Origin of the sequence: Agaribacter flavus (genome assembly GCF_042646125.1) — a bacterium.
In the GTDB taxonomy this organism is placed as follows: Bacteria; Pseudomonadota; Gammaproteobacteria; order Enterobacterales; family Alteromonadaceae; genus Glaciecola; species Glaciecola flavus.
This window is the reverse complement of the sequence record NZ_JBHRSW010000004.1, coordinates 142,947-169,241: the sequence shown is the minus strand read 5'-3', so window position 1 is coordinate 169,241 and position 26,295 is coordinate 142,947. Positions and strand designations below refer to the sequence as shown.

General features: G+C 42.5%; 26 protein-coding genes. 19 read left to right on the top strand and 7 right to left on the bottom strand.

From position 1 onward, the window contains the following. Positions 1–81 precede the first annotated feature (81 nt). The 3 genes from ACFOHL_RS00795 to ACFOHL_RS00785 all read left to right on the top strand — a co-directional run bounded on the left by ACFOHL_RS00795 (position 82) and on the right by ACFOHL_RS00785 (position 2,755). A complete protein-coding gene (locus ACFOHL_RS00795; protein WP_376918296.1) occupies positions 82–627 on the top strand; it encodes a peroxiredoxin-like family protein in 546 nt (181 codons plus the stop codon). A 35-nt stretch (positions 628–662) separates the two neighbouring features. Continuing rightward, positions 663–1,742: an alkene reductase gene (locus tag ACFOHL_RS00790; RefSeq protein ID WP_376918295.1), complete on the top strand. Its 1,080-nt coding sequence runs from the start codon at positions 663–665 to the stop codon at positions 1,740–1,742. A gap of 272 nt (positions 1,743–2,014) precedes the next feature. After that, a complete protein-coding gene (locus ACFOHL_RS00785) occupies positions 2,015–2,755 on the top strand; it encodes a hypothetical protein (protein WP_376918294.1) in 741 nt (246 codons plus the stop codon). 143 nt (positions 2,756–2,898) lie between these two features. On the opposite strand, the gene ACFOHL_RS00780 is transcribed toward ACFOHL_RS00785, so the two are convergent. Beyond that, positions 2,899–4,269, bottom strand: a complete 1,371-nt coding sequence (locus ACFOHL_RS00780) for a GntP family permease (protein WP_376918293.1) — start codon at positions 4,267–4,269, stop codon at positions 2,899–2,901. Between the two features lie 314 nt (positions 4,270–4,583). Between ACFOHL_RS00780 and ACFOHL_RS00775 the strand changes: the two genes are divergently transcribed. The 5 genes from ACFOHL_RS00775 (at position 4,584) to ACFOHL_RS00755 (ending at position 10,125) form a co-directional block, all read left to right on the top strand. Then, entirely contained in the window at positions 4,584–7,868 is a 3,285-nt protein-coding gene (locus ACFOHL_RS00775; RefSeq protein ID WP_376918292.1) for a glycoside hydrolase family 2 TIM barrel-domain containing protein, read from the top strand. A 68-nt stretch (positions 7,869–7,936) separates the two neighbouring features. Beyond that, positions 7,937–8,377, top strand: coding sequence for a GNAT family N-acetyltransferase (locus tag ACFOHL_RS00770; protein WP_376918291.1), 441 nt, complete (start codon positions 7,937–7,939; stop codon positions 8,375–8,377). 268 nt (positions 8,378–8,645) lie between these two features. Continuing rightward, a complete protein-coding gene (locus ACFOHL_RS00765; protein WP_376918290.1) occupies positions 8,646–9,188 on the top strand; it encodes an RNA polymerase sigma factor in 543 nt (180 codons plus the stop codon). A 133-nt stretch (positions 9,189–9,321) separates the two neighbouring features. Then, the gene (locus ACFOHL_RS00760; protein WP_376918289.1) at positions 9,322–9,714 is read left to right on the top strand and encodes a DUF6768 family protein; all 393 of its coding nucleotides are present in this window, start codon (positions 9,322–9,324) and stop codon (positions 9,712–9,714) included. Positions 9,715–9,840: 126 nt separating this feature from the next. Beyond that, the gene (locus tag ACFOHL_RS00755) at positions 9,841–10,125 is read left to right on the top strand and encodes a hypothetical protein (RefSeq protein ID WP_376918288.1); all 285 of its coding nucleotides are present in this window, start codon (positions 9,841–9,843) and stop codon (positions 10,123–10,125) included. 4 nt (positions 10,126–10,129) lie between these two features. On the opposite strand, the gene ACFOHL_RS00750 is transcribed toward ACFOHL_RS00755, so the two are convergent. From ACFOHL_RS00750 to otnK, 4 genes are read right to left on the bottom strand one after another with little or no spacing between them, the layout of a single operon-like run. After that, complete coding sequence (locus tag ACFOHL_RS00750) at positions 10,130–10,507, bottom strand: DUF2750 domain-containing protein (RefSeq protein WP_376918287.1); 378 nt, start codon at positions 10,505–10,507, stop codon at positions 10,130–10,132. Between the two features lie 24 nt (positions 10,508–10,531). Then, positions 10,532–10,819 (bottom strand): putative quinol monooxygenase, encoded by a 288-nt coding sequence (locus ACFOHL_RS00745; RefSeq protein WP_376918286.1) that lies wholly within the window; start codon positions 10,817–10,819, stop codon positions 10,532–10,534. 12 nt (positions 10,820–10,831) lie between these two features. Further along, positions 10,832–11,482, bottom strand: coding sequence for a 3-oxo-tetronate 4-phosphate decarboxylase (gene otnC / locus ACFOHL_RS00740; protein ID WP_376918285.1), 651 nt, complete (start codon positions 11,480–11,482; stop codon positions 10,832–10,834). After that, positions 11,479–12,786, bottom strand: coding sequence for a 3-oxo-tetronate kinase (gene otnK / locus ACFOHL_RS00735; protein WP_376918284.1), 1,308 nt, complete (start codon positions 12,784–12,786; stop codon positions 11,479–11,481). The genes otnC and otnK overlap by 4 nt, the downstream gene beginning before the upstream one ends. 163 nt (positions 12,787–12,949) lie before the next feature. On the opposite strand from otnK, the gene ACFOHL_RS00730 reads away from it, so the two are divergent. From ACFOHL_RS00730 to glnS, 11 genes are all read left to right on the top strand, one after another. After that, complete coding sequence (locus ACFOHL_RS00730; RefSeq protein ID WP_376918283.1) at positions 12,950–13,669, top strand: GntR family transcriptional regulator; 720 nt, start codon at positions 12,950–12,952, stop codon at positions 13,667–13,669. Between the two features lie 21 nt (positions 13,670–13,690). Further along, complete coding sequence (locus tag ACFOHL_RS00725) at positions 13,691–14,785, top strand: isocitrate/isopropylmalate dehydrogenase family protein (RefSeq protein ID WP_376918282.1); 1,095 nt, start codon at positions 13,691–13,693, stop codon at positions 14,783–14,785. Between the two features lie 22 nt (positions 14,786–14,807). Then, the gene (locus tag ACFOHL_RS00720) at positions 14,808–15,842 is read left to right on the top strand and encodes a Gfo/Idh/MocA family protein (protein WP_376918281.1); all 1,035 of its coding nucleotides are present in this window, start codon (positions 14,808–14,810) and stop codon (positions 15,840–15,842) included. Between the two features lie 14 nt (positions 15,843–15,856). Continuing rightward, positions 15,857–16,828: an SMP-30/gluconolactonase/LRE family protein gene (locus ACFOHL_RS00715; RefSeq protein WP_376918280.1), complete on the top strand. Its 972-nt coding sequence runs from the start codon at positions 15,857–15,859 to the stop codon at positions 16,826–16,828. Positions 16,829–16,948: 120 nt separating this feature from the next. Next, complete coding sequence (locus tag ACFOHL_RS00710) at positions 16,949–18,106, top strand: FAD-dependent oxidoreductase (protein ID WP_376918279.1); 1,158 nt, start codon at positions 16,949–16,951, stop codon at positions 18,104–18,106. A 35-nt stretch (positions 18,107–18,141) separates the two neighbouring features. Next, a complete protein-coding gene (locus tag ACFOHL_RS00705; RefSeq protein WP_376918278.1) occupies positions 18,142–18,315 on the top strand; it encodes a hypothetical protein in 174 nt (57 codons plus the stop codon). A 388-nt stretch (positions 18,316–18,703) separates the two neighbouring features. Further along, a complete protein-coding gene (locus ACFOHL_RS00700; RefSeq protein WP_376918277.1) occupies positions 18,704–19,495 on the top strand; it encodes a BPSS1780 family membrane protein in 792 nt (263 codons plus the stop codon). 670 nt (positions 19,496–20,165) lie between these two features. Then, complete coding sequence (locus ACFOHL_RS00695; RefSeq protein ID WP_376918276.1) at positions 20,166–20,819, top strand: hypothetical protein; 654 nt, start codon at positions 20,166–20,168, stop codon at positions 20,817–20,819. A gap of 407 nt (positions 20,820–21,226) precedes the next feature. Continuing rightward, complete coding sequence (locus ACFOHL_RS00690; RefSeq protein ID WP_376918275.1) at positions 21,227–22,663, top strand: hypothetical protein; 1,437 nt, start codon at positions 21,227–21,229, stop codon at positions 22,661–22,663. Positions 22,664–22,670: 7 nt separating this feature from the next. Next, positions 22,671–23,234 (top strand): sugar O-acetyltransferase, encoded by a 564-nt coding sequence (locus tag ACFOHL_RS00685; RefSeq protein ID WP_376918274.1) that lies wholly within the window; start codon positions 22,671–22,673, stop codon positions 23,232–23,234. Between the two features lie 60 nt (positions 23,235–23,294). After that, entirely contained in the window at positions 23,295–24,983 is a 1,689-nt protein-coding gene (glnS, locus tag ACFOHL_RS00680) for a glutamine--tRNA ligase (RefSeq protein WP_376918273.1), read from the top strand. Between the two features lie 85 nt (positions 24,984–25,068). On the opposite strand, the gene ACFOHL_RS00675 is transcribed toward glnS, so the two are convergent. Together ACFOHL_RS00675 and ACFOHL_RS00670 are read right to left on the bottom strand one after the other, a co-directional pair. Further along, positions 25,069–25,629: a hypothetical protein gene (locus ACFOHL_RS00675; protein ID WP_376918272.1), complete on the bottom strand. Its 561-nt coding sequence runs from the start codon at positions 25,627–25,629 to the stop codon at positions 25,069–25,071. Position 25,630: 1 nt separating this feature from the next. Beyond that, entirely contained in the window at positions 25,631–26,293 is a 663-nt protein-coding gene (locus ACFOHL_RS00670) for a hypothetical protein (protein WP_376918271.1), read from the bottom strand. Between the last annotated feature and the right edge of the window lie 2 nt (positions 26,294–26,295).

The following is a 26,295-nucleotide window of genomic DNA, read 5'->3' as shown; positions in this document are numbered from 1 at the left end:
TATATAATCCTTGACATACACTTAGTTTCATTATTACTATGAATTATATATTGATTGATACATAATTTAAAGGTGAATTTTATGAGTGTAAAAATTTTACAGGCGGGTGAAACATTTCCATCCGTCTTGGTTAAAACGATCGATGGTTTAGAAACAGATTTAGCAAAATCAGGGGATGGTTTTGATTGGAAGTTGATCGTTGTTTATCGAGGCAAACACTGCCCTTTATGCACTAATTACTTAAAAGACTTAAATGCACTTTTACCTGAGTTTAATGCGCTTGGTGTTGATGTTGTCGCCGTATCGGGAGACTCGCTCGAAAAAGCGAAAGCACAACTTGCAGAAGTCGAACCCAAATTTGATGTGGCTTACGACTTAAGTATTCAGCAAATGCGGACGCTTGGTTTGTATGTATCTTCCCCTCGTTTAGGTATGGGAGCTGACCGGCCTTTTGCCGAGCCAGGACTTTTTGTTGTTAATGAAAACGGTCAACTGCAAATGATTGATGTATCAAATGTGCCGTTTGCGCGCCCCCCTTTGGCTTCGATGTTGATGGGCATTCGTTACTACCGAAATATGAAAGAGAGTTACCCGATAAACGGTAGCTTTGTCTCCGACGAAAAGTAAGCGAATCAAATACATTAATAGTAGAGAAAATAACAATGTCAGTACTTTTTGAACCGAGAAAGGTCGGTCGATACGCCACAAAAAATAGAATTTTCATGGCGCCCATGAGTCGTTATCGCGCGCTAGCTGGCGGAATCAACCCACCGTCTACAGCAGAGTATTATCGCCAGCGGGCTTCGGCAGGTCTTATTGTTGCTGAGTCAACACGCGTAAACAATTGGTCAGGCGGAATTAACTGCCCAGGTATTTATACTAAAGAGCAAGTCGAATCGTGGAAAGAAACGACGGAAGCGGTACACAAAGAAGGTGGCCTAATATTCTTGCAACTATGGCATGCGGGGCGTGCAAGCCATGAGTCACTTATGCCTGAAGGCAGAGATGTAGTGGCGCCCAGTGCGATACCGATTACGCAAGAGGTAATGATAGAAAATGGCATGGCAACGCCAACTCCACCGAGAGAAATTACCTTAGACGAAATAGCCGAACTGCGTGAAGATTTTGCAAATGCCAGTCGAAATGCACTCGAGGCCGGTTTTGACGGAGTAGAAATTCATTCGGCTGGTGGTTTTATTATTGATACTTTTTTGCAGGACACGACAAACTTACGCAAGGATCAATATGGCGGTTCGCTGGAAAATCGTTTTCGTTTTTTAAAAGAAATCACTGAAGACGCAATTGAAATATGGGGTGCAGATAGGGTAGGGGTTAAGTTGTCACCCGTGAGCGAGTATAACAATGTTGGTGACGGCAATATTCTTGAAACCTTCAGCTATGTGTACAGCCAAATGGACAAATATGGCTTAGCGTTTTTAGAAGTCAATGAAGAAATGCCATTTAGCCAGCTGTCTCCAGAAAAACGATCAATCATAGATGATTTAAGAAAGATTTGGTCAGGTACCTATATTGCCAACGGCAATTATGATCTGGATTCTGGGACTGCAGCGATAACAGAAGGTAAAGCGAGTGCGATTACCTATGGTCGCTATTTCATTGCCAATCCAGATTTACCTGAGCGTTTTAAGCAAAACGCGGCGTTTAATGAACTGAACTTTGAGCGATTTTATGGCGGTGACGACACTGGCTATACGGATTATCCATTTCTGTCTCAGGATTGAAGGAAGGTAGATAACGGTTTTAGCTGAAAAAAGACCTCCTTCTCCGTTAAATATTGGTGCCTATGTGTTGTATGTAGACACCAATACCATTCAACAGCCTCTATTCTGCCTTCTAAAATATCTTGTTCCGTCAATGTGATTCCCCTAGTATTGGACATATCAAACACCATACAATTACACTTCTCATTAACTGCTCGATATGCAATAGCTACTGCACTTTATACTTCACTAAATACAAATGTAGCTAAATAGAACTCACATAGGAGATACCATTGAAAAGAGCCTTAGTTATTGTTTTTGCCGTTTTCTTGGCTATCGCGCTTAGTTTGATTGGCTATGTCAAAATCAAAAGTAAGGCACTGCCTACAGGCGAATCAGGTCCAGTTGCAGATGCGCTTGCGAATGACATGCTGCAAGCCATTAATCACGAAGCTTGGCTTAAAACCGGTGCCATTAGGTGGCATTTTGCAGGCCGTCAACAGCATTTGTGGGACAAAAGCCGCCATTTAGCGCGTGTCAAATGGGATAAGCTAGAGGTTGTAATTAATTTAAGCACACGAGAAGGCGTGGTGTATAGGGATGGCCAAATCATTGATGAGGATAAAGAAAAATACTTAGAACAAGCATGGGCGCACTGGGCAAACGATAGCTTCTGGCTAAATCCTGTTTCAAAGGTCTTCGATCAAGGTACTTCGCGCCAATTTATCCCAATGGAAGAAGGGTTGAGAGGACTCTTAGTGAGTTATGATTCTGGTGGTGTAACACCCGGTGACAGTTACTTATGGGTTGTTGGTGAAAATGCTCTACCTGTTCGCTTTGAAATGTGGGTATCGATCATTCCAATCAAAGGTCTAGCCGCGACTTGGGACAATTGGACGACATTATCCACTGGGGTAAAAGTCGCTCAAGACCACGATTTAGGCTTTTTAGAAGTTGGCCTGACAGAAATTAACGCGGCTTTTACTTTAGAAGAGCTTGAAGGTGAGACGGATCCTTTTGGGGTGTTGTTTTAATTGTTGGCAGTTTAGCCGCATTTTTTATAAGTCGACCTTGGTAGCTATATACCAATATATCACTCCAGAAATGACAGCTGATCCAACAAGAGTGCCCAATTCAATAGATAGAAGGAGGCACTCAAATGCATGCTAGTTTGTAATCAAACCATCATCCAAAGTAAACAAACGATGGCAAAAGAAACGATGCCGATAATAGTTGTAGAAACCGTCCAACTGCGTAAGGTTTGAGATTCGCTAAACTTCAAGTAACGGCTTACCAGCCAAAAACCAGAATCATTCACGTGTGAGAGCATTGTTGCTCCCGCCGCAATTGCTACGACAAGTAGCGCGAGTTCAGAACCAGCTAACCCTGCTGCTTCGGACACTGGTGCGGTTAAACCAGCAGCGGTTATCATCGCAACAGTAGCAGAGCCTTGCGCAACGCGAATAATTACGGAAACAAAAAAAGCAAAAAATACGATGGGGAGAGCATTGGCTTGCAGCATTGCTGCGAGGTCTGCACCTGCACCAGAAGAAACTAAAATTTGCTTAAATACACCGCCAGCACCCGTTACAAGAATCACCGTACCAGCGGGTTGCAATGCCTTGACCATTGCTTCATTTAAGGCTGTTGCAGGCATGCCCCTGCGGATACCAATAAAGTACCAAGCCACTAAACATCCTATAAGTAACGCGACAAAAGGGTGACCAACAAAGATAATAGTTTGTACAATGACATTGTCGGTACTACTTGTTTCTTCCCCGATTTTTATTAATGTGCTAGCTAAAATTAGAACGAGTGGTAATAAAATGACTGTGATTGCTGCGCCAAAACTGATGGGGGGTGTATTGTCGTTGCTCACATCAGCTTGCTCACTTGATTCCTGTTTTGCATCTGTTTGAAACATCGACATTTGAGCCAATTTTTTTGCAAAAATAGGACCTGCAATAATAGCAGCAGGTAACCCCGCAATGGTGCCAAATACTATGACCCAACCTAAATCAGCCTTGAGAATATCGGCGACGGCAATAGGCCCTGGTGTTGGTGGAATGAAAGCATGGGTGACTGCCAAACCAGCGAGTAGAGGGATGGCGTAATAAACTAGAGGTTTACGCGTTTTTCGTTGTATACCCAAAAGCACAGGCATTAATATGATAAAGGCAATGTCTAAAAACACTGGAATCGAAGCGATAAATCCAATTAGAGCCAGTGCATACTGAGATTTATTTTCGCCAAACTTATTGAGGAGAGTAGTAGATATCGCGTTGACACCGCCAGAGTGCTCCAACAACGCACCCATCATGGCGCCAATCCCAACCACTACGGCGACAAAGCCCAGTGTACTCGCCATACCCGATCTTACAGCCTCTATTACATCTTCAGTTGCCATTTGTACACCAAGGCCAAAGCCTATACTTACCAACAGAAGTGCAATAAATGCCGGTAGCTTAATTTTTAGTACCAGTACGAGTAAAACGACCATGGAAACTATCGTGAAGATAATGGGAAGTGAAAGCACTGCTAAATCCATCCTTAATTATATTTTTTCATTTGTGTATTGTTAGCAAATTGTCAATTGATTGTGAATGTATACATTGTTCTTTAATTTTAGAATACGCTTATTTTATTTTATTTGTGTTCGCTACAAAAAGCGTTAGTTGATCCTTCAATCGTCTTGATTTTACTTAGTGTAGCGGCTGTTTTATTTGTGAAAATGTTGAAATTGTTAGGTTCATTGCGCTATTGCAAGCAGTCTAAATGCTGTTTATTCTTTGATCTTTTAAAGCAGAGTAAAAGCAATTTACTCGGGAATGCATATTTATATATAAAAAAATGGGGCGATTTATGAGGTCAGCTTGGCCATATTTGTTAAAAATAAATCTTAATGATTTTAACAAAAAAATAACCTTTATATGGTTTTCAACCTTTAGTATTTTATTCTTGCTTAGTGGCTTTCATTTTGGCTATGCAAATGTTTGGGAAAACGAGCAGTTTGTCTCTAAAAACAAATTGCCTGCGCGTGCGACATCCTATTCTTATCAAAGTGTTGAAGATGCTTTGCTTCGTGATCGCACGCGCGCTAAATTGCTCAACTTAAATGGTGACTGGCAGTTTCATTTTGAACCCGATGATAAACCGCTCAATCAAGCTTTTTATTCATTGGGGTTTGATGCTTCGTCTTGGGATGTAATTAAGGTTCCTTCAAATTGGGAACTACTTGGTTATGGTACGCCTATTTATACCAACCATACTTACCCATTTCCGATTAACCCACCGTATATAGACACAGAAAACCCAACAGGCTATTACTTAAAATCTTTTGCATTGCCAGAAGACTGGGGTAGCGAACAAAAAATAATATTGCATTTTGGTGCGGTGTCATCAGCATTTCATCTTTGGATTAACGGGCAACATGTGGGCTACAGCCAAGGGAGTCATTTACCCGCAGAGTTTGATATTACTGAGTTCGTGAATAAAAACGCAGACAACAATACGATTGCCATGCAAGTTTTTCGTTGGTCAGACGGCAGTTACCTTGAAGATCAAGACCACTGGCGTTTGAGTGGTATCCACAGAGAAGTATTGGTGTTTGCAGAGCCAAAAGTGTCAATCAACGATTTTGCAGTGAGAACAGTATTAAACGAAGATTATACCAAGGCCAATTTGCAACTTAATATCGAACTTGGCAAACAGGAATACCAAACACTAGAAAAATGGCAAGTAGAAGCGCAGTTGTTTGATAACACTGGTAAAGCTGTGTTGTCAGAGCCTTCTAGCATTATGGCTGACATTCTCAATCCAAGAAAACATCCTCACCGAGGTGCATTTGATTTTACTCATCTATCAATCGCTATCAATGAGCCGAACTTATGGTCAGCAGAAACCCCCTACCTATACACATTGGTATTAAGCCTAAAAGATGATAAGGGTAGGCACGTTGAGTCTCGCAGTACGCGTGTGGGCTTTAGAGATGTGAAAATTATCGACTCTGGTGAATTATTGATTAATGGCGTACCTGTCAAGCTTATTGGCGTAAACCGTCACGATCATGATGCTGTGCTTGGTAAAGCTTTGACGCGGGAGGATATGCGGCAAGACGTCATCTTAATGAAGCAACTTAATTTTAATGCCGTGAGGACAGCACATTATCCCAATGATCCCTACTTTTTGTCGCTATGTGATGAATATGGTTTATATGTGATGGATGAAGCCAATATCGAAACACATGGCATTGGTGCCCGGCTGGCCAATGATCCTGAGTGGACGGGCGCGATAATGCAACGAATAACGCGAATGGCCGAGCGAGACAAAAATTACCCCTCAATTATTTCTTGGTCTCTCGGCAACGAATCGGGTGCGGGGCCTTCGCATGCAGCAGCGGTGGCGTGGTTAAAAGAATATGATCCCACGCGTTTTGTCCATGCCGAAAGCGTGCAAGGCGATAGCCGCGATCCTAATTATGTTCCTCTACATATTGCAGACAAAAAGCTAACGCCTACAACACGCGCGTCCATGATGAATTATCCAACGGATTACCCATACGTGGACGTAGTAAGCCGGATGTACCCTAGACTTGATGAATTAGACCGCTTATCCAGTTCAGGCTATGACAAGCGTCCAGTATTAATGTGTGAATATGTTCACGCCATGGGGAACTCCTTGGGTCATTTACAAGAGTACTGGGATCTAGTTTGGTCAAAACCCAATCTAATGGGCGGTTTTATTTGGGACTGGATTGACCAAGGGCTGGTTAAAGAAACGGAAGGCGGGCAAGTGTTTTTGGCATATGGCGGTGACTATGGTGACACGCCTAATGACAGTAATTTCAATATTAATGGTATTGTTGACTCGTATCGCCAACCAAAAGCGATGGCACAAGAAGCAAAGTATGTTTTTCAGCCTTTTGATTTTGAGCCAAAGCGCTTGTCACGCGGTAAAGTGGCTATCACCAACCGTTTGTCGTTTGTTGATTTAGCCGATTACGAGCTCCGCTGGTCGTTGTATGCTGACAATACTTTGTTAGATTCGGGTGCTCTGCGCGATGAGGCTCTCGCGCCGGGTCAAACTAAAACCATTAAAGCTCCTTTCAAGAAACCCAAAATTGTACCAGGGCAACGATATTGGTTGCGATTGAGTGTACACACCAAAACTGACAGTCTGTGGGCTGAAGCAGGCTATGAAGTGGCAAAAGAACGTTACGAGTTACCCTATTACAAAGCGAAAAAGCCTGTTGAAACGGCGCAACAAGATATAAACATAAGTGATGAAGGTGATGTTATCACCATCGACAATGCCGTGTTCAGTGCAAGCTTTTCAAAACTAAGCGGTAATTTGATTGCGTGGCGCTCAGCCACAGAGGAAGTCTTAAAAAGCCCCTTGGTCGAGAACTTTTATCGTCCACAAACTGACAATGATCGCATGGGCTGGGATACCAAAACACATCATGCGGTATGGCAGGCATTGCCCTCTCAGCTTAATATTGATCGCGTCGAGGCAAAACGTTTGAGCAAAAACAAAGCCTTGGTGTCGGTACAAAAATCAATAGACAAAGCAGTGACCATTCAATATCGGTACACGCTGAGTGGCAAGGGTATAATTGATGTAGAAATGGCGGTAAACATTAACGAATCGGCCTCTGACTATTTCACCGAACATGGCCTACTGCGTGTTGGCATGAGCATGGGGGTAAACAAAAAATTTGCGCAAATGAAGTATTATGGTAAAGGCCCTTGGGAAAACTATGTCGATCGTTCGGCCGGTGCTGAAATCAGCATTTATGAGGGTGCCGTAGAAACGTTCTTAGAACACTATGTGCGGCCGCAGGAAAGTGCTAATCGCACAGCCGTTGATTGGTTGACACTTCACGACAAGAGCAAAAAGCACGGTCTAAAAGTTGACAGTGACAATGAACTAAGTATCTCAGTGTGGCCTTGGTCAGCGGAAAATTTGGATAGCGCCACGCATACTTACAAACTAGTAGAACAAGGGTTTTACACCCTGAATATTGATTTAGCCCAAGCAGGAGTCGGTGGTACTAACTCGTGGACGCCCAATGCGGCACCGATCAAAAAGTATCGCTTGCTGGATAGCGAATATAAACATAGATTTAGTTTACAGTTGAATCCTTAGAAGTAATCAACTTCTGTTAATACAAGCAAGGGCTTTAAGCCTTTGCTTGTATTTGGTGAATAACAAAAATGAAAATCAGACCATTTGAGCAGCACGATCTGCCGCAAATATTTGAGATATACGCACAATCCAAACTCGATGAACTTCGCTTTGAAGAGGGAGAATTTGTGTTAATCAGACTTGAAGAGGATCCGAAAAGGTTTCCAAAGGTAATGGAATCAAACATTTTCGTCTATGAAGATGGGATAGTACTGGGTTTTGGTGCAATTCTAAAGTCTGAAATTAGGGCACTCTTTGTTGCACCAAGTGCGCGTGGACGAGGAATAGGTAAGTCACTATTGGAGTGTCTACTAGCAAAATCCCTTGGCAATACTAGCCTTTGGGTAACGCGATCTAATATACCCGCCATTCAACTGTATAAAAGCTATGGCTTTGTAATATCCGATGAATTTTATGCTAAGTACAATGGGAAAGCAGTTAGTGTGTGTGAAATGCACTGTAGAGACTAAAATATGAGAGTGTTCAATTACTGCATTCCCAAAGGACGTTCGCTTGGCGACGCTTTCCAGAGTTGTTGTTAAAGTATTTTTCGCTTCGCTCATAAATCGTAGTTGCTAGCCAATGTCCCGACTATTGACTGGGTAAGCTCTGTCAGTACCCGTATCCACCCCAATAGGATTTGCGTCTCCCAAACTGGATCATTTGCCATCAACGCACCATATTCATAAATTAAAAAATTAAATGAACCGAAAGCATACGTTCGACGACCTTTACTATATGAAGCGCACTAACGAACAAATTATTACAGAGTATTTGGTAATCAACTGCCAGCTAGGAGACGAAAAGGCCTTGGAAGCGCTTTTGCGGCTTTGGTATCCAAAGCTATTGGCTTATGCGAATAGCAGGATAAGTGATCGTTCTAAAGCTGAGGATGCTGTGCAGTTGAGCTTTGAAGCCTTGACAAAATCTATCAGTAAAATAAGTGATCCGCGAAGTTTTCCCAAATGGATCTACAGCATTTTACAACGAAAATGTACGGATTTAATGCGAGAGCATTATCGGCAAGAAAAATTAACGTCGACTTTGTCTGAGCAACAGCAAACTGAACATTACGATGTAGAAAGTGATGAAGACCAGGGAGCGCTTAACGATCTAGTAAAATGTTTATCCCCTGAGCACTATCAACTTGTCTATTTACATTATTTAGAAGGATTAACCATGACAGAAATTGCAGAGGTAATACGCGTGCCTGTCGGCACAATAAAGTCTCGACTTTACAAAGCGAGAGAGCAGCTCGCTATACGACTCAATGGCGAGTGAGCTCATGGAGACAATTGTAGATATTCTCATTGCTTTACTTGTCGCTATTTTAACCATGCTGAATGGTTTGAGATAACTAGGGGTAGGATTCTTAAAGCGCAACATTAAAAACGTAAATATTTTAGAGGGTAAGATGAATAAATTAGATCAAAAGCTACTCGATGCTATCCGTGATAGCGCGGAAAAACAAGATGAGTCTATAGAAGAGCAAGCAAATGCATTGCAATTAATAGTACGCAGTTTTAAGGGCTCTTTTCGCTTAACGTTTGCGGTTGTTGTGCTCATTCAAATAGTATGCGCAGGTTTTGCTGTCTACTTCGCCTATCAGATGTTTCACGAGGCGGATTTAGCCATCAAACTTAATTGGCTGGCAGGAGTGATAGTGGCGAGTATTGCTTTTGGTATCGCTAGGCTGTTTTTCTTCATGGAGCTAAATCGTTTGTCGGTGATTAGAGAAATAAAACGGGTAGAGCTTCAACTAAGTGTGTTGGCAAATGCAATCGATGATAGGCCAGAGAACGCATAGCTTGAGCACGTTAGGTTTGGCTACTCGCGACAATGTCATAGATTCTTACATTTAAAGCAAGTAGCTGTGTTGCTTCTTATCTCAATACTCGATACATTTGCTTACTTAAACGTCAAGGGGAGTGAAATGAACACAAATGTGAGACAAAACTTCAGGGATTTAGCTTTGCTGTTAGGGACTGCTGGTATTGTTGTCAGTGTATTTTTGATGCTAGCTTCGCTAATCACAACCGTTAAACTCAGCAAGCTTGCGATATTAGCGTTGTTGTTTGTTTCGTCTGTGCTGTTTTATAAAGGTCTAGCTCCCCAGTTGAAACTTCGATTAAACCGTAGCGTCAAACTGCAGCTAAATGACTATTGGCGTAGACTGCAAAATTGGCGCAACGATATACTTAGACCAGTGAGTTGTTAAGCTTTTAGGTCTTACGCAAGGACGCGTCAAATTCATCAGGGTACACCACGAGCCCTTCGCTATTTGCATCTGGGAACACTGCAACGGCAATGCCGTCTTCGAGTAGCCCTTCAGTCCAACGGCTGAGCCATGTGTCCAATTCAATCCCTTGTGCTTTGCACCCCTTCCAGTCGTCTGTCGCCCAAGCATCGGCAAACTCTTTATGAGGCCAGATGGGAATACAATCTTCTTCATCAGAGTTGAGCATCACACAACCATGTGTATCTTTAAGGATCCAAATTTCCTTGTTGAGCAACGCTTGCTTAATCAGGTATTGATAACGTTTATCCGCACTAAGGGCTTGAATTGCCTTAAAATTTGTATCGTTGAGAGATGAGGACACGAATACTCCATATAGTCATTTGAGTTAATCGCATTTAGTCCATGTTTTTACTGATTTTTTTTGTACCCATGGGGAAACTAGCTTATCAAAATCCTGAAAATGCTGGCTTTGTAGATGCAAAGTAAAATCACTTTCTAATTTGTATATTTCGTATAAAAAAACTAAATGCGAAGCGTCTTGATCTTGGCAGACATCAAAATAAATGCAACCGTCTTCTAGTGTTTTACTTTTTTCAGCATTTTCTAGCATCGCTGGCATGAAGTCTTGAATATGGCTTGGGTCAATTTCAAACTCTACGGTAACAACAAACATGCTTATCCTTTTCTATTTTTTAAATTTGTCAATCAGGGTTTGGCGGTCAGCTGGGCTTAATTGTCGCGTCTGGTGTTGTTGAAGTAGCACCATCATTTTGCAGCTTTCCTCTAACTCTTCTATGGCATACATGGTACTCCACAAGTTATTCCCAGCGACAATTGGACCGTGGTTAGCCATCAGTATTCCTGCGTAATTGGCCGCTTTTTGCGCCACGGCATCTGCCAGCAAGGTGTCACCCGGTGGAAAGTAGGGGATGAGACAAATGGCTCCCAGCCTCATGATCAAATACGGGGTGTAGGGAGTGACCACATCGTTTTCGTCTAATTTGTCAAAGCATGATACGGCTGTTGCATAAGAGCTATGTAGATGTATAACCGAATTCGCATCGGGACGTTGTTGATAAAAGGCTTCATGCAAAATAAATTCTTTTGATGGTTTGTCACCTGAGACAAGCTTTCCATCACTATCTAAAACAGACAAGGTGTCGGGTTTTAAAAAACCGATACATGAGTTTGTTGGCGTGACGACGTAGCCGTCTTGGATTTTTACACTAATATTAGCGGAAGAGCCACAAGTTAAACCTCGGTCAAAAATCGACTTTCCAACATCAATGATGTCTTTTTTGGCCTGTTCAATCGTTATTACAGAGTTGTTGCTCATAGTGTCATTGCTTCCATAGTAGATGAGAAAAAGTCGAAATCGCCAAAGTTACCCGATTTAAGTGCGAGCTGAAGGTCACCATATACCGTTTGTGCGCGCATCAGGGGGACGCCTGGCGCGACACTTTCGCCAATTACAAAACGTTTTATATTGAGCGCCGAAACAACGGCACCTGAGGTTTCACCTCCCGCAACAATGATATTGCGAAATTGCCCAGATTTAGCAGCATACCTTGCCGCCGCAGCCAGCGCATGCTCAATTATTTCAGCCGCGTGGGCTTGTCCGAGTTTTTCTTGATTAGCGCTCACATTTTCGGGCTTATCAGTCGAATACAAGATCACTGATTTGCTTTGTTGTTCACTCAGCCATTGTTCGATACTTGTCGCATCTTGCTCTCCACTAACCAGTGCATTTGGATCTACGTTCAAAGACGGTATGCTTGATTTTATATGCGCAACTTGGCCTTGGGTCGCTTTTGAACAACTTCCCGCAATAATCAACACTGGAGAAGGCAGCCGTGTTTCTTTCATTGCTGCCGACGTTTTGTTTAGCCAAGCTTTTTGTCGGTAGGCCTGTCCCAAAAATTCAGCTAGGCCAGAACCCCCTGTTAACAATGGAAAATCAGCGTGAGTGGCAAAGTAATTTGCAAGAATTCGTAGATGTTCAGTGTCAAGTGCATCGGCAATAATGTAACGTGCTGGAGGTACTTGCGTTTGGGTGTCTAAGTGACTAAGTTCAGGGTAACGAATGTGACCACAAGTGCCGCGAAATTCTGGTGCCACTTGTTGGTTGAGCAAAACGGAAAGATCGCTGTCTTTCATCGGCGTCAGAGGGTGATCAGCCATAGGGCTTCGGTTTAAAAGCTCGCCATGTACAAATAAGTGTCCATTGTATACCGTGCGTCCATTAACGGGTAAGGCTGGACAGACGAGCGTTTGAGAACATGAAATTGCGTCCATCAATGCATCAATCACCGGTCCAATATTGCCTGTTTCTGTTGAATCAAAGGTAGAGCAGTACTTAAAATAAAAACGATGGCATTTTTTTTCTTGTAGCCATGACAATGAGCGCAAGCTTTCATTAATTGCTACTTGTTTATCACAGGTGCGAGTCTTAAGTGCAATAACGATAGCGTCAACATCTGTATCGATATCTATCGTCTCGTCGGGCACACCATTTATTTGGATTGTATTTAAGCCGCCTTTGCGAAGAAAACTGGCCATGTCTGACGCGCCAGTGAAATCGTCAGCGATACAGCCTAATATTGGATTAACCGCTTCCTTTTTTGTTTTTTCTGCTACCATGAATCACCATTATTAGGCGTTTTCTGCTGTATTGACCAATATCGTAGAAAACATTTTAAAACTTTTTAACAATTAATGTATACATTATTTTTCAATTGAGATAAATTGTAAACATAAAAATGATGTTTCATTGATAAAATAACATAAACGGGTTCACTAAAGTATGACTTTACAACTACGAATCGATGAACATACAGTTAACGGCAGTACGAGTAAGACGTCGAGAACGCAGTTAGCTTATCGAATTTTACGGCAGAAGATTTTAGATAATTCCTTCAAAGCAGGGGAAAAAATACTCGAGACTGAGCTGGCGAAATCTTTGGATATGAGCCGCACGCCGGTAAGAGAAGCATGTATTCAGTTAGAACGTGAAGGCTTAATAGAAATTACACCTCGCCACGGCGTATCGATTAAGCCCATCAATGAACAGGATATGAGCGAGATCTATGATATATTGTGTGCACTTGAGCCTCAGGCTGCTCGGCTTGTCGCTGAAAAGTCAGCAAAAGGATTGCTAAGCGAAGAGGATGCTAAGTATTTAGAGCAAACCACGATAGACATGGAAAACGCGCTGATTAATGACAATTTGTACGATTGGGCAATGGCCGACGAAGCATTTCATTATGCCTTGTTAGTATTATGTGGTAATCAGCGATTGACTGATGTGGTATTGCAGTTTTGGGGACAAGCACACCGAGCGCGTTTGTTTACCTTGCCATACCGAAAAAAGCCAGTGGACTCAACGGATGACCACGTTGCGCTACTAAATGCAATTAAAGCTGGTAATGCGGATTTGGCTTTCCAATTACATGCTGAACATCGCTTAAAAGGCATGCAGAATTTGCTCGGTATTATTAGGAAGTTTGATTTAGACAGACTATGAGAATTAGTTTTAGAGGATAAAATGCAAGAACAATCTACATTCACCATCGCAGTATTTCCAGGTGACGGCATCGGCAGTGAAATCACCCCCATTACCCTAACTATACTTGATAAAGTATGCGAGCAAATTGGCATTAAATGCGAATACAAGGTACTAGACGCGGGAGCCGCACATTATGCAGAGCATGGGGTATCCTTGCCGGAAGATGCGATGAATATTGCAAAATCTGCTGATGCAATATTGCTTGCGTGTATGGGGATGCCGAGTATTCGCTATCCCGATGGTAGAGAAATTGCGCCACAACTTGAATTACGAGAAACCTTGGATTTGTACGCTGGTGTTCGCCCAGTCAAAACTTTAAAGGGCTTACCCCTGCCATTGGGTGATGATAGGGCGCAAGCATTGGATTTTGTGCTCATTAGAGAATCAACTGAGGGTCTTTTTGCTTCACGCGAAAATGGCAAAATCATTAATAACGAACGTGCTGAAGATACACAAGTCATTACGCGAAAGGGCAGCGAACGGGTGTTTAATTTTGCTTGCAAAATGGCACAGCGCAGAAAGTCAAAAGGTTATGAGGGAAGAGTGACCTGCGTGGACAAAGCTAACGTGCTTGGTTCATTTTACTTTTTCCGTCAAGTCTTTGATGAAGTTGCTAAGCCATATGACGATATTATTGCAGATCATATATACGTTGATGCGGCGGCCTTGCAGCTTGTAAGACAACCTTGGATTTTTGACGTTATGGTCACTGAAAACATGTTTGGTGACATCTTATCTGATCTAGGAGCCGGTTTAATGGGGGGAATGGGCATGGCGCCGTCTGCCGATATCGGTGACGAACATGCGGTGTTCCAGCCTTGCCATGGCAGTGCACCAGATATTGTTGGGCAAGGTAAAGCTAACCCCACCGCGATGTTTTTGTCTGCTGCAATGATGTTAGATTGGTTGGGTGACAAGCACGATGTTCCCGCGGCATGCGAGGCGGCAAAACGGCTAAATGAAGCCGTCGAAAAAGCCTATGAGTCAGGTGAACTGCGTCCATTCGAATTCGGTGGTAGCCATGGCACCGACGATATTTTCAATAAAATCTCAAAGCTACTAGACGCTTCTTAATCAGTGTGAAAGGAGAGTTTACGTGAAAACACCTGAGCGGCTGAAAGTCGCATGTGTGGGGACAGGGTATTTTAGTCAATTTCACTATGATGCTTGGACGCGGATAGATAAAGTTGATCTAGTTGGGGTATGTAACCGAACATTGTCTAATGCGGAAACATTTAAAGAAACCTATCAGATAGGGGATGCATTTGATGATCTTGAAGACATGCTCAAGTCAACAAAGCCCGATATTGTGGACGTTATTACGCCACCCAATACTCATGAAGCATACGTAGATGCGTGTTTGAAGCATGGTGCACATGTTATTTGTCAAAAACCCTTCGGTGAAGACGCCGCCGCCGCGGCGAGAATGGTTGCGATGGCGGAGCAGGCAAATCGGCAACTAATTGTGCATGAAAATTTTCGTTTCATGCCATGGTATCGCAAAATAAAAAATTTGCTGGATGATAAGGCTATTGGTGAGATACTTAATATTACGTTTCGCCTGCGCCCAGGAGATGGTCAAGGTGAGGATGCGTACTTAAGTCGACAGCCTTATTTTCAAAAGATGCCGAGATTCTTGGTGCACGAAACGGCTATCCACCTAATCGACACCTTTCGTTTTTTGATGGGCGAAGTCACTGATGTTAGTGCACGCTTGCGTCGGTGCAACCCAGTGATCTTAGGTGAAGATTCAGGGTTGATTAGCTTTGATTTCGAAAATGGCGCACAAGGGTTGTTTGATGGCAACCGTTGCTTGGATCATGCTGCCAGTAATCAACGTAGAACGATGGGTGAAATGTTGGTCGAGGGTACATTAGGTTCGATTAGCCTCAGTGGCAACGGCACGATTTATTTACGTCTGTTTGGCAGTGAAAAGAGTGAAGAGCAACAATATCACTGGCAGGATAAAGGCTTTGGTGGTGATTGTGTGTATTTGTTTACACAACATGTGGTTGAGCACTTTGTTTCAGGTACTGCGATAGAAAATACAGCCGCAGAATATCTTCGAAATGTCGAAATTGAGGATGCAGTGTATCGATCGAATGACGAAAAGCGCGTCATTTCTGTTTAAAGGAAGGTTTCTGCATGGCTGCCGTTAATCAATTTTCGCATTCGTTTGAGTTTGTTGGGCGAGACCTAGTGCGACCTGAGTGTGTGCTGACAAAAGCCAATGGTGAGATATATGTCTCTGATTTTCGTGGCGGTGTGACGTGCATCGATACGATGGGTAAACAAACCCTATATTCAGGTGAAAGCACAGATATTGAAGATGGGCTGTTGCAAACCAACGGTTTTGCGATACAAAACGATGGTTCGTTTTTGGTGGCGCATTTAGGGGCAAATTCAGGCGGGGTCTATCGCTTAAGTCGTGACAAGCAAATTACGCCATTTCTGCAAAATATTGATGGCATTGATTTACCCCCAACCAATTTTGTGCATATTGATCATCAAGGCCGAATTTGGATCACAGTAAGTACACGTATGCGACCACGATCGCGAGGCTACAGTCCATTGTGTAAAGATGGCTTTATCGTGTTGGTGGACAAAGGTAAGGCCTCAGTGGTGGCTGACAATCTGGGATACACCAATGAGTGTTGGGTTAGTCCAGATGGTACGACGCTTTATGCGAATGCGACATTTTCGCGAGAATTGTTTAAATGGACGATTACGCCGACAGGCGCACTTGTTAATAAACAACTCTTTACTACTTTTTCAGAAGGCACCTTTCCCGATGGCTTGGTGGGTGATACGCTAGGTAACCTCTGGGTGACGAGCATAGTGAGCAACCGTGTGATTTGTGTTTTTCCTGACGGGCGCAGTCAGATTTTTTTAGAAGAATCGAACGAGGAGCATGTGCAAAAGGCAGAAAAGGCCTATCTTGATTATGCGATGGGTAGAGAACATTTAGACAACAATCCCGCTGCACTTAAAAACATTTCCTCACTTTCGTTTGGTGGAAAAAACTGCGATGACATGTATTTGGGTTGCTTATTAGATCAACGAATAGTCAAAATTCCCAACACGGGCTTTGTTGGGCATAAACCGGTGCACTGGTAAACGCCAGTTCTTGTCTCCTTTTTTTCGTGAGTATCGGGCTATACTCATCTATCCTTCAATGTGGCATACTTTGCACAAATATAGTTTTTGTGTTGTTAAAACTAAGTAGAACTCGTGTAGATGAAAAATGTAGATGTGTGCATCATAGGCGGAGGCATGATTGGTGCCGCCAGTGCAATCGGCTGTGCTAAACAAGGTTTGTCGGTATGTCTTATCGAAGCTCATATGCCGCAAACATTTGAACCGCAGCAAGATCCGGATTTACGCGTTTCTGCTATCAACCTGCATAGCGTTAACTTATTGCAATCCCTCGGTGCGTGGCAGCATATAGAAAACATGCGCTACCGACCTTATCTTGGGCTGGAATGCTGGGAATCTCCACAAGCAAGAACAAGCTTTTATGCCCAAGACGTAAAGCAGTCGATAATGGGGTATTTTGTCGAAAATCGCATTGTTCAACTGGCCTTGTTAGAAGAGCTCAGCTTATCACATGCTGACGGTGTATCCATATTAACCAACGTGAATGCAAAACATGTAGATTGCGAAAATGGGCAGGTGAGTTTAGACGATGGAACACAAATTCGTGCGTCAATCATTATTGCCGCCGATGGTGCTAATTCACGGAGCCGAACCATGGCAGGTATTGGCTCTACGGGGTGGGGATATAAGCAACGCGCCAATGTGTTTTCAGTTAGGTTAAAAAATATCGGTCCTGATATTACATGGCAACAATTTACGCCAACGGGCCCCATGGCCTTGTTACCCATGTACCAAGATTATGCAAGTTTGGTGTGGTACGCCGATCAATCATTTTCAGCAAACTTGGCTCAAATGTCAGATGATACATTGAAGCAATGTATACAAAATGCATTTCCAGATGAATTGGACGAGTTTGAACTAATTGACCGAGGTAGCTTTCCATTAACTAGAAGTCATGCTAATCGCTACTATCGTTCTCGTCTTGTTTTACTGGGCGACGCGGCTCATAGTATTAACCCTCTGGCGGGGCAGGGGGTAAACCTAGGCTTTAAAGATCTCAGCGCATTATTGGATGCATTAGCCGACAAAGGTTTGCATGAATATACGAGTGTATTTGAGCAGTACACGCGAAGCAGACGCATGCAAAACTTAACGGTGATGTCGTTTATGGATGCGATATATTTAAGCTTTAGCAACAAGGTTTTACCGCTACAAATAATGAGAAACCTCGCACTGATGGTGGCAGATAAAGCCGGTTTGGCAAAACAAATCGCGCTAAAACATGCGATGGGTCTCTAAAAAAAGCGTGCTATGATACGAGGAGTAAATAAGCAATGAATTTGTTTGTCATTTTGGGCGTGCTGTTTTTGGCTTTAATCGTGCTGATTCCGCTTATCGAAAAGTCGAACTTAAGCATTTCACAAGAAAAAGCAGGAAAGATATCAAGGTTTATATTGCCACTGCTCGCTATTGCCTTAATTCTCCAAATACTTATGATGGTGTTTTAGCTTAGGGTCTGTTGACCTTTGGTGTGCAATTTTGCTGCGGTTTGTGCTTCATTTATACAACGCAGAGCGACTGTCGTTTAGTTGTTCTACATCAAGGAGCGATAAAGCAGTAGAAATGAAGCACAAGCCCTGCCCATAAGGGTTCAATTATAGTCTATCTGCTCCTTTTTGCAGCCTTTTGACTTAAGCCATTAGGCCTGCAAGTCTGCGCCGCGATCAGATAGACTATAATTGAACAAAACTTGTACACCAAAGGTCAACAGTCCCTAGTATCTTGCAAAAAAAGAAAGGATTATACTGTTCAGCAAAGCGCAGTTCAGTTTAACAACTAATGCCTATTCACTGGTAGGCATAAACCACATGAAAACCTCAATAAGGAAGTGAATATATGGAAGAAAATAACAACCCATTCCAAGCCCCAGAAGCTGATCTTGAAATACCAACAGACCCATCGATGGCGTCGACTTACATTGGACCACAAAGTCGACCAACGGGTAGTGGAGTCAACTGGATTTCGTCTGGCTATCAAAATTTTAAAGCGTCCCCTGGGCCTTGGCTTGTGACAATGTTAGTTGGTTTTGTCATAATGATATTGATCAGTATTATTCCAATCATTGGCTCGCTGGTACAAATGTTTACCACTTATGTTTGGATGGGGGGGCTGATGCTTGGATGCCAAGCAGTTTCTCAAGGCGAAAAGATGGATGTCAACTATTTGTTTGCGGGCTTTAAAAACAAGTTTGGGCAACTATTGGGCTTGTCTGTTCTGGTGGGCTTAGTCTCTATCGCAATTGTATTTATATTTGTCGGAAAGGTTTATTTCGATCTTATGTTTGCAGGGGCGGATACTGTACCTGAAAGTTTTGATTTTATGTCATTTATGTTGAATATGCTGATTGTATTCGCACTTATGATCCCGCTCTTTATGGCTGTTTGGTTCGCACCGGCTTTAATTGTTCTGCAAGATATGCCTGTTGTTGCCGCTATGAAAGCAAGTTTTTTTGGCTGTTTAAAAAACATTTTGCCTTTTTTAGTATATGGCGTTGTGATGTTCGTGCTTATGATTATCGCTGCACTTCCACTGTTTCTGGGGTTTTTGGTTGTCGTACCAATAGCGTATGCATCTATCCACGCTGCTTATCAGGATATTTATTTAAAATCATCTGAAAACGATTTGTAATTGAGGATTGCTTGGGGCTTGTGAAATTGTCAGTACAAGCCCTTAATATCATTAATTTTTTATTTGCTTATAAGCTACAGCGTAAGCATAGACAAAACGCAGAATGCGTGCCGCCATATACCCAGTGCCTGTATATCCTCGCTGCGCCTGCATTAATGCAGGGTGGCTAAGACGCTTTACCATTTTCCCGAAAAATACTAAACTATTGCCTTAGATTTAAGTATGAATCGCTAATTTCATATCGCTATATTCTTTTTAGCTGTTGATGATAGCCATCTATACAGTCTGAATTAGCATGTAACCAGCAGTGGATGCTTTCTTGTAACAGCCTCTACTAGTTGGGAGCAATCGCGTTATTAATTTATTCGTTCGAGTTATACAATTAGCCAAAACCCTTCTTTGCTTAAGACGCGATGTTTTAACTAGCTTATGCCTGAGACTGAGTATCTTTTGTCTGTGCGCGATATGGTGTATTCCTCGTGTTTACGCTCACTCAGTTATTGTTCCCAACACAACTCAAACAATCGAACTAAAAATTGCGATCAACAGTGCTGTTCTTAAATTCCATCCTGAATTAGTCGAAGGTGATATTTGTCAAAAACTGCGTAAATACGAGGAGCAAATAGAGCGGCCTCCTGTCGATATCATGATCATCTGCTCGGCCTTAGACATGCAAAATATTGATTACTCCATTCAATTGGTGGAATCACCCAGTTACTACCGATCGTTGCGAATGGTTGAAGATGGACTGGTTGACACAATGGCTGAAAGTGTCTGGCTGTCTGACATAAACGATAGTTTGGTGCATGTTAGTTCGCCTGTGTTGGCGGTAGGCGATTTTGAAAAAGGCATTTATGCGCTTGCTGGACACCCTTTGGTAAAAGGACAAAAGACGAGTAAGCTTGATGATTATACTGGCGTGACAATAAAAAGCTGGAAGCACGATTGGCAAATTCTCAATGATATCAGTGACAGAGTGGTGTCGACTTTACGATATGATTCTTTGGTTAAGGTCTTGGAGGCAGGACGTGGTGATTTTACGCTTCATGAGTTTCCTCAAGGAGGGCAGCTAACGTTGGACTTACATGGTGCACAAATGATGCCCATAGAGGGTGTCAAAGTGATCATTCCTGAAAGCCGAGTATTAGTGTTCTCAAAAAAAAGAAGAGATGATAAAGGCCTTGTAAAATCGATAGGTCACGGAATTAGAGAGCTTGAAAAGAGTGGAGAAATTAAGCGCCTTTATCGCCAACTGGGTTTTCACAACCCAGCTACAGAAGGATGGCAAGTTTTGAATTCCTTTCAAGCTTTGGCCAGTAAATAACAGATAACGCCGATTCGATTTGGAAGGTTTTTTTAAATGTGCGATGCCCCAGTGTAACGCCTTGTAACGTCTCCAAGTAAGCACGAGCACACAGCAAAGTCGTCGTAAACCCATCCATGGGCACTCCAAAAAGGCATCCTTGCGTTTTTGGCTTTGCTGTGTGCTCGTGCTTACTTGGAGATATTACACTGGGGGCACCTCACATTGAGAGGAACTTGTGCAGCAGAGAGCGACATGTCCCATGCTAAATTCGGAGCAATTAAGCTTTTATCTTAGGTGGCCGTTAAGATAATAGGCGTTCTCCTGTTCTGGAGGCTCGTGTGTCTTTGTTTGCGGTGTAGCGTCACAAAGGCAAGTGTTTCGCATAAACGCCTTAGGTTTTTTAGTCAATATTAGTCGGTGGTGGCATGCACGGCCCAACGGGGAAGTCATTTTTCACAAAATCAATTACTGATTTAGTCGAGAGTATTTGTAGCAGTGATGCTTCATATCAGTCGCTATTCAAACAAGCAGAACATTATTTTAAAAATGCTGAAAAAGAAAAAGTAGAACTCACATCCCTAAAGCGTGAACTCACAGAATTAAAAGCTTCAACCACTTCACTTGAAACAAGCGAAAACGTCGAGAAATTGAAAGCGCTTGAACATTCTTTTAAAGCTTTAATTCACGAGAGAAATAAGGCCAGATTGGCCCGCCTGTCCAGTGTGAACCAAGTTTGCCAGAACCTACTTCAACTCAGCGAGGGTGATAACTGGGATAAAACACAGATAAATAGCGCTCGCGTGCTTGGGACACTACAACTCATGTCGCCTTGCGAAGGAAAAAGTTTGCGTAAATTGCATCAGCGCTTCAAGCCTTTGTATAAGGCTGTCGTGGCTTGTCGCTTATTGGATAAGCTGCTTTTTGACGGCGATTTTAATAATGAGTACGTGGTAAACAAGTTTGAACCTGAGCAGCGTTATTCAGGGATTGAAGGTGAAATGACACCCTTTCAACAAGAAATCGTCGCGCCCGTTGTGCTTGCGGCGATTTTTCAAGATGTCGGTTTGTTACACCCCGATGCACAAAAAATATTAAAGGGAGAGGACGGCAGTTTAGATGAGTTTCGCGTATTAAACGTGGAAGAGAGAAAAGCTTTATTGAAAATAAACTATGAGCGCACACTCGATTACATCACGCTGGGGCTTGGTAAAGATCAATATATTGGAAACTCTAAAGATGAAAAATCTCAATTTGAAAAAGAGCAGCAACAACGCTTGGCTTTTACGCGCACCCTATTGATAAAAGCCCTCAATCCAGAGGGGGGGATTGGAAACCTGATCAAAATACCGCAGATCTATACCTCGATTGTGTTTTCGTCAAAGCCAAACTTCGATTATATGGACTTGTCTAAAGCGGCGACAGTTGTGTTGAACGCTGCTGAAAAAGGTGCTGTCAGTAAGATGGTAGCGAATAAATTGCTAGATATTGTTGGTCACTTCCCTCAAGGCTTTGGTATTACTTATATCCCAGCGGATACAAAGCAAGTTGATAGCTATGAATATGCCATCGTAACTGGGCTCAACCCTAGCGATCCCCACGAGCCTCTATGTCGCATAGCAACAAAAAAACTGACATTTATAGCAACCGGCTCAGTATTTACGGTTGGCAAACAGAGTAACCTCTATTTTAAAGTGGCCAAAAAGCGACTTGAGACAATAAAACCGGAGCGATTAAATGAGATTTTACAAAAATTAGTATCAAATTTTGAAGAGAGAAAAACACTGGATTTGATACCCAGTTATTGGAATCCACATGAGTTTTTCAGTTACACTAGATTGCAAAATTTGTGGAAAAAAAGCTGATTCCAGTATGACCAAGCAAACGCTAACTGAAAAAGAAAAAATGTTGAGTGGTGCCTTGTACTTTCCGAGTGACAAAACACTGCAAAATGAGCGCGCGCAGGCTAAACGTATATGTCAGCGTTTTAATCAGCATGACCTTGATGACAGAAAAAATAGCAGGAAATTAATTAAGTCTTTGTTTGGAGAAACGAAAGGGGCATGGATAGAGCCAGATTTTTATTGTGACTATGGCTACAATATATTTACAGGGAAAAACTTTTACGCCAATCATGGCGTCGTGATACTTGATGCTGCGCCAGTCATTTTTGGTGATGATGTCATGCTGGCACCAGGTGTGCTTATCTCTACCGCAAGCCACCCCCTCGATCCCGAATTAAGAAAAAAAGGCCTAGAAACAGCCAAGCCTATCCATATTGGTAACAATGTGTGGATAGGCATGGGCGCCAAAATCCTAGATGGCGTAAATATCGGCGATAATGCAGTGGTCGCCGCGGGTGCCGTTGTCACCAAAGATGTGCCGCCCAATACCTTAGTTGCCGGTATACCTGCTGAAATTAAAAAAACCACATGATAGCGCAGACCCTCTAGTGTTATACTGCAAAATAAACAACAGAATAAGGAATAGCGTTATATGGCCGAGACTGCCTCACGTCCGACCAACTTTATCCGTCAAATCATTGATAAAGACTTAGCTTCTGGTCTTCACGACACGGTTGCTACCCGTTTTCCACCCGAACCCAACGGTTACCTTCATATCGGTCATGCAAAGTCAATTTGTTTAAATTTTGATATTGCGCAGGACTACAAAGGCACTTGTAATTTACGTTTTGATGACACCAATCCCGAGAAAGAAAACATTGATTATGTGAATTCAATTAAGCAAGACGTGCAATGGTTGGGTTATCAATGGGAAGGTAAAGAACGTTATTCGTCTGACTATTTTGATGCACTCTATGGATATGCACTAGAGCTGATTGAAAAAGGGTTGGCCTACGTCGATTTTAGTTCGCAGGAACAAGTACGCGAAATGCGAGGGACCTTAACTGCGCCCGGAGTAAACAGTCCCTATCGTGATACCAGTATCGAAGAGAACCTTGCGCATTTCGAAAAAATGAAAAATGGGGAATATCAAGAAGGGCAATGTAGCTTGCGTGCAAAGATTGATATGGCCTCTCCATTTATGTGTATGCGAGATCCTGTCCTATATCGCGTTAAATTTGCTCACCACCATCAAACAGGTGATAAGTGGTGCATTTACCCCATGTACGATTTTACGCATTGCTTGTCGGACGCCATTGAAGGCATTACGCACTCATTGTGCTCCTTAGAGTTTCAAGACAACCGCAGGCTTTATGATTGGGTGATTGAAAATGTGTCGGTAGCTTCAGTTCCGCATCAGTACGAATTTAGTCGTTTAAACCTTGAATACACGGTTTTAAGTAAGCGCAAGTTGATTCAACTGGTAGAAGAGTCGCATGTGAGTGGCTGGGATGATCCGAGAATGCCCACTGTTGCAGGTCTTCGTCGTAGGGGTTATACCGCCAGTGCCGTGCGCGAATTTTGTCGTCGTATTGGCGTGACAAAAATGGAAAACATGGTTGAAATGAGCATGTTAGAAGCCTGTATTCGCGACGAATTAAATGTGAATGCGCCGCGAAGAATGGCTGTTTTAGAGCCTGTTAAACTGGTGATTGAAAACCTCGATGATGCGCATGTGGAATGGTTGGATGCACCAAACCACCCCAATAATCCAGAAATGGGCTGCAGAAAAATTGCTTTCACAAAAGAAATTTACATTGAACAAGAAGACTTTAGAGAATCGGCTAACAAGAAGTTTAAAAGACTGGTATTAGAAAAGGAAGTCAGGCTTCGTAACGCTTACGTGGTAAAAGCGAATAGGGTGGAAAAAGACGCAGATGGCAATATCACCACCATATTTTGCAGTTATGATGCGGACACACTCGGTAAAGATCCTGCCGACGGACGTAAGGTTAAAGGTGTGATTCACTGGGTAAGTGCTGAGCATGCGCGTGATGCAGAAATCCGTTTGTACGATCGCTTATTTACCGTCGCGAACCCTGCAGGTGAAGAAAACTTTGCTGCTTGTATTAACCCTGATTCCTTGCTTGTTAAGCAGGCCAAAGTCGAGCATGCATTGGCTGAAGTATTGGAAAAAGATCTCAGTACCTTGCAGTCTTATCAGTTTGAGCGTCAGGGCTATTTTTGTGCCGACAAAGACAGCACGGCTGAGAAATTAGTATTTAACCGAACGGTAGAGCTGCGAGACACTTGGGCCAAGGTAGAGCAAAGTACACCCTAGTTTTTATAGTTAAAAGGGAGACTTGGATCGTCTCCCTTTTTCTTTGTTACCAACCAATAGTTGACTGAAAGAATTAAGGGCTGAATTAATCTCGACCTGTTCCCCCAGAATATCTGGGCATCCTTTCGATGTCATATTCAGAATCTATGCTTTCATAGCTTGATAATATACTGTTTAAAAAGTTTTCAATATCATCTGGATTAAAGGGTATGTTTGGTAGATTTAAATAGAAAAACCAGCAATCGTTTCTTCCGTTTGGGTCACAAATAAACAATACAAGAATATGTTTGGGGTAACTGTAAACTAGCAGTGTACCGAAGTCTGTACAGTAGACCTCTGTGGGTTTGTTTGGTGAGCGTGTTACTTGTGGAGAGCTAGATAAAAAAGTAATATCAATGTCGATATCAGAGCCCGCCACATTTACTAAATCTACTGAGAACTTTTTGTATTCCCAATCAGGTATCGCAGGATCATGAAGAATTTGGTAAGGATCGTCATTAAAGCTAGAATGAATATCTACCAAACGAGCAGAACGGCATAATCCTGACGTTAAGCAAGGGTTGGCTTTTATTAGCTCCAAAATAAGTTTTTGGTAATCCCTTGAAAAAGAACGACTGTGCGTGATTTGTTTAATAAGTTGATCCATCTTACCCTTCCTTCTGTTGTATTAAATTAATCTGTGTTTCTTTTATTAGCGCCTTGTCAGAGCTTTCCGACAGGCCAAAAATCTTTAAGGAATAGTTTTCAGGAGCCACTCCCTTTAGATTTATATACAGCATATCGTCCGGTGAAATCTCCGCGTCTAGCACTTGAATCTCAGGCACTTGTTTACCAATTGGTGTAAGTGAAAAACCATATTGTTCAAATTGCAAATGTGGTGCTTCTCTATCGATATACGTAGCCAAAACCGTTTGTTTATTTGTTCGGTATATATCTATCACGTCACTTGTTGTGCCGCGCACGCTAGACAGATCGATATTGACGACTTGTATATCTTGGTAGCTACCATCCATTTTGCTGAGATACCAAACATTTGGTAGTAACAACAGCATAAACATGGCGGCAATAGACCAAACAGGCACATTTTTTTGCCAAAAAGCTTGGCTAGTATTGGCACGCTTAGATCCTAACAGTTCGTCTTCACGATCAAGCTCAGGGGTAATGAGTTTGATACCTCTGTACAGCCTTTCGCTTAATTCTAGTTGTTCAATACAAGCTTCGTTAGACAAATAATAGGCTTCAAATTCACTCGCCTCTTCTTCACTCATCTTATTAAGTATGTATCGTTCAATTTTTTCATTTTGATTCAAAG

Coding starts and splice junctions, on each gene's coding strand:
- ACFOHL_RS00690 (WP_376918275.1), top strand. CDS start 21,227: ATGCACGGCCCAACGGGGAAGTCATTTTTCACAAAATCAATTACTGAT.
- ACFOHL_RS00685 (WP_376918274.1), top strand. CDS start 22,671: ATGACCAAGCAAACGCTAACTGAAAAAGAAAAAATGTTGAGTGGTGCC.
- ACFOHL_RS00745 (WP_376918286.1), bottom strand. CDS start 10,819: ATGTTTGTTGTTACCGTAGAGTTTGAAATTGACCCAAGCCATATTCAA.
- ACFOHL_RS00715 (WP_376918280.1), top strand. CDS start 15,857: ATGGCTGCCGTTAATCAATTTTCGCATTCGTTTGAGTTTGTTGGGCGA.
- ACFOHL_RS00795 (WP_376918296.1), top strand. CDS start 82: ATGAGTGTAAAAATTTTACAGGCGGGTGAAACATTTCCATCCGTCTTG.
- ACFOHL_RS00780 (WP_376918293.1), bottom strand. CDS start 4,269: ATGGATTTAGCAGTGCTTTCACTTCCCATTATCTTCACGATAGTTTCC.
- ACFOHL_RS00705 (WP_376918278.1), top strand. CDS start 18,142: ATGAATTTGTTTGTCATTTTGGGCGTGCTGTTTTTGGCTTTAATCGTG.
- ACFOHL_RS00790 (WP_376918295.1), top strand. CDS start 663: ATGTCAGTACTTTTTGAACCGAGAAAGGTCGGTCGATACGCCACAAAA.
- ACFOHL_RS00775 (WP_376918292.1), top strand. CDS start 4,584: ATGAGGTCAGCTTGGCCATATTTGTTAAAAATAAATCTTAATGATTTT.
- otnK (WP_376918284.1), bottom strand. CDS start 12,786: ATGGTAGCAGAAAAAACAAAAAAGGAAGCGGTTAATCCAATATTAGGC.
- ACFOHL_RS00760 (WP_376918289.1), top strand. CDS start 9,322: ATGAATAAATTAGATCAAAAGCTACTCGATGCTATCCGTGATAGCGCG.
- ACFOHL_RS00730 (WP_376918283.1), top strand. CDS start 12,950: ATGACTTTACAACTACGAATCGATGAACATACAGTTAACGGCAGTACG.
- ACFOHL_RS00695 (WP_376918276.1), top strand. CDS start 20,166: ATGCAAAATATTGATTACTCCATTCAATTGGTGGAATCACCCAGTTAC.
- glnS (WP_376918273.1), top strand. CDS start 23,295: ATGGCCGAGACTGCCTCACGTCCGACCAACTTTATCCGTCAAATCATT.
- ACFOHL_RS00755 (WP_376918288.1), top strand. CDS start 9,841: ATGAACACAAATGTGAGACAAAACTTCAGGGATTTAGCTTTGCTGTTA.
- ACFOHL_RS00710 (WP_376918279.1), top strand. CDS start 16,949: ATGAAAAATGTAGATGTGTGCATCATAGGCGGAGGCATGATTGGTGCC.
- ACFOHL_RS00770 (WP_376918291.1), top strand. CDS start 7,937: ATGAAAATCAGACCATTTGAGCAGCACGATCTGCCGCAAATATTTGAG.
- ACFOHL_RS00765 (WP_376918290.1), top strand. CDS start 8,646: ATGAAGCGCACTAACGAACAAATTATTACAGAGTATTTGGTAATCAAC.
- ACFOHL_RS00675 (WP_376918272.1), bottom strand. CDS start 25,629: ATGGATCAACTTATTAAACAAATCACGCACAGTCGTTCTTTTTCAAGG.
- otnC (WP_376918285.1), bottom strand. CDS start 11,482: ATGAGCAACAACTCTGTAATAACGATTGAACAGGCCAAAAAAGACATC.
- ACFOHL_RS00700 (WP_376918277.1), top strand. CDS start 18,704: ATGGAAGAAAATAACAACCCATTCCAAGCCCCAGAAGCTGATCTTGAA.
- ACFOHL_RS00725 (WP_376918282.1), top strand. CDS start 13,691: ATGCAAGAACAATCTACATTCACCATCGCAGTATTTCCAGGTGACGGC.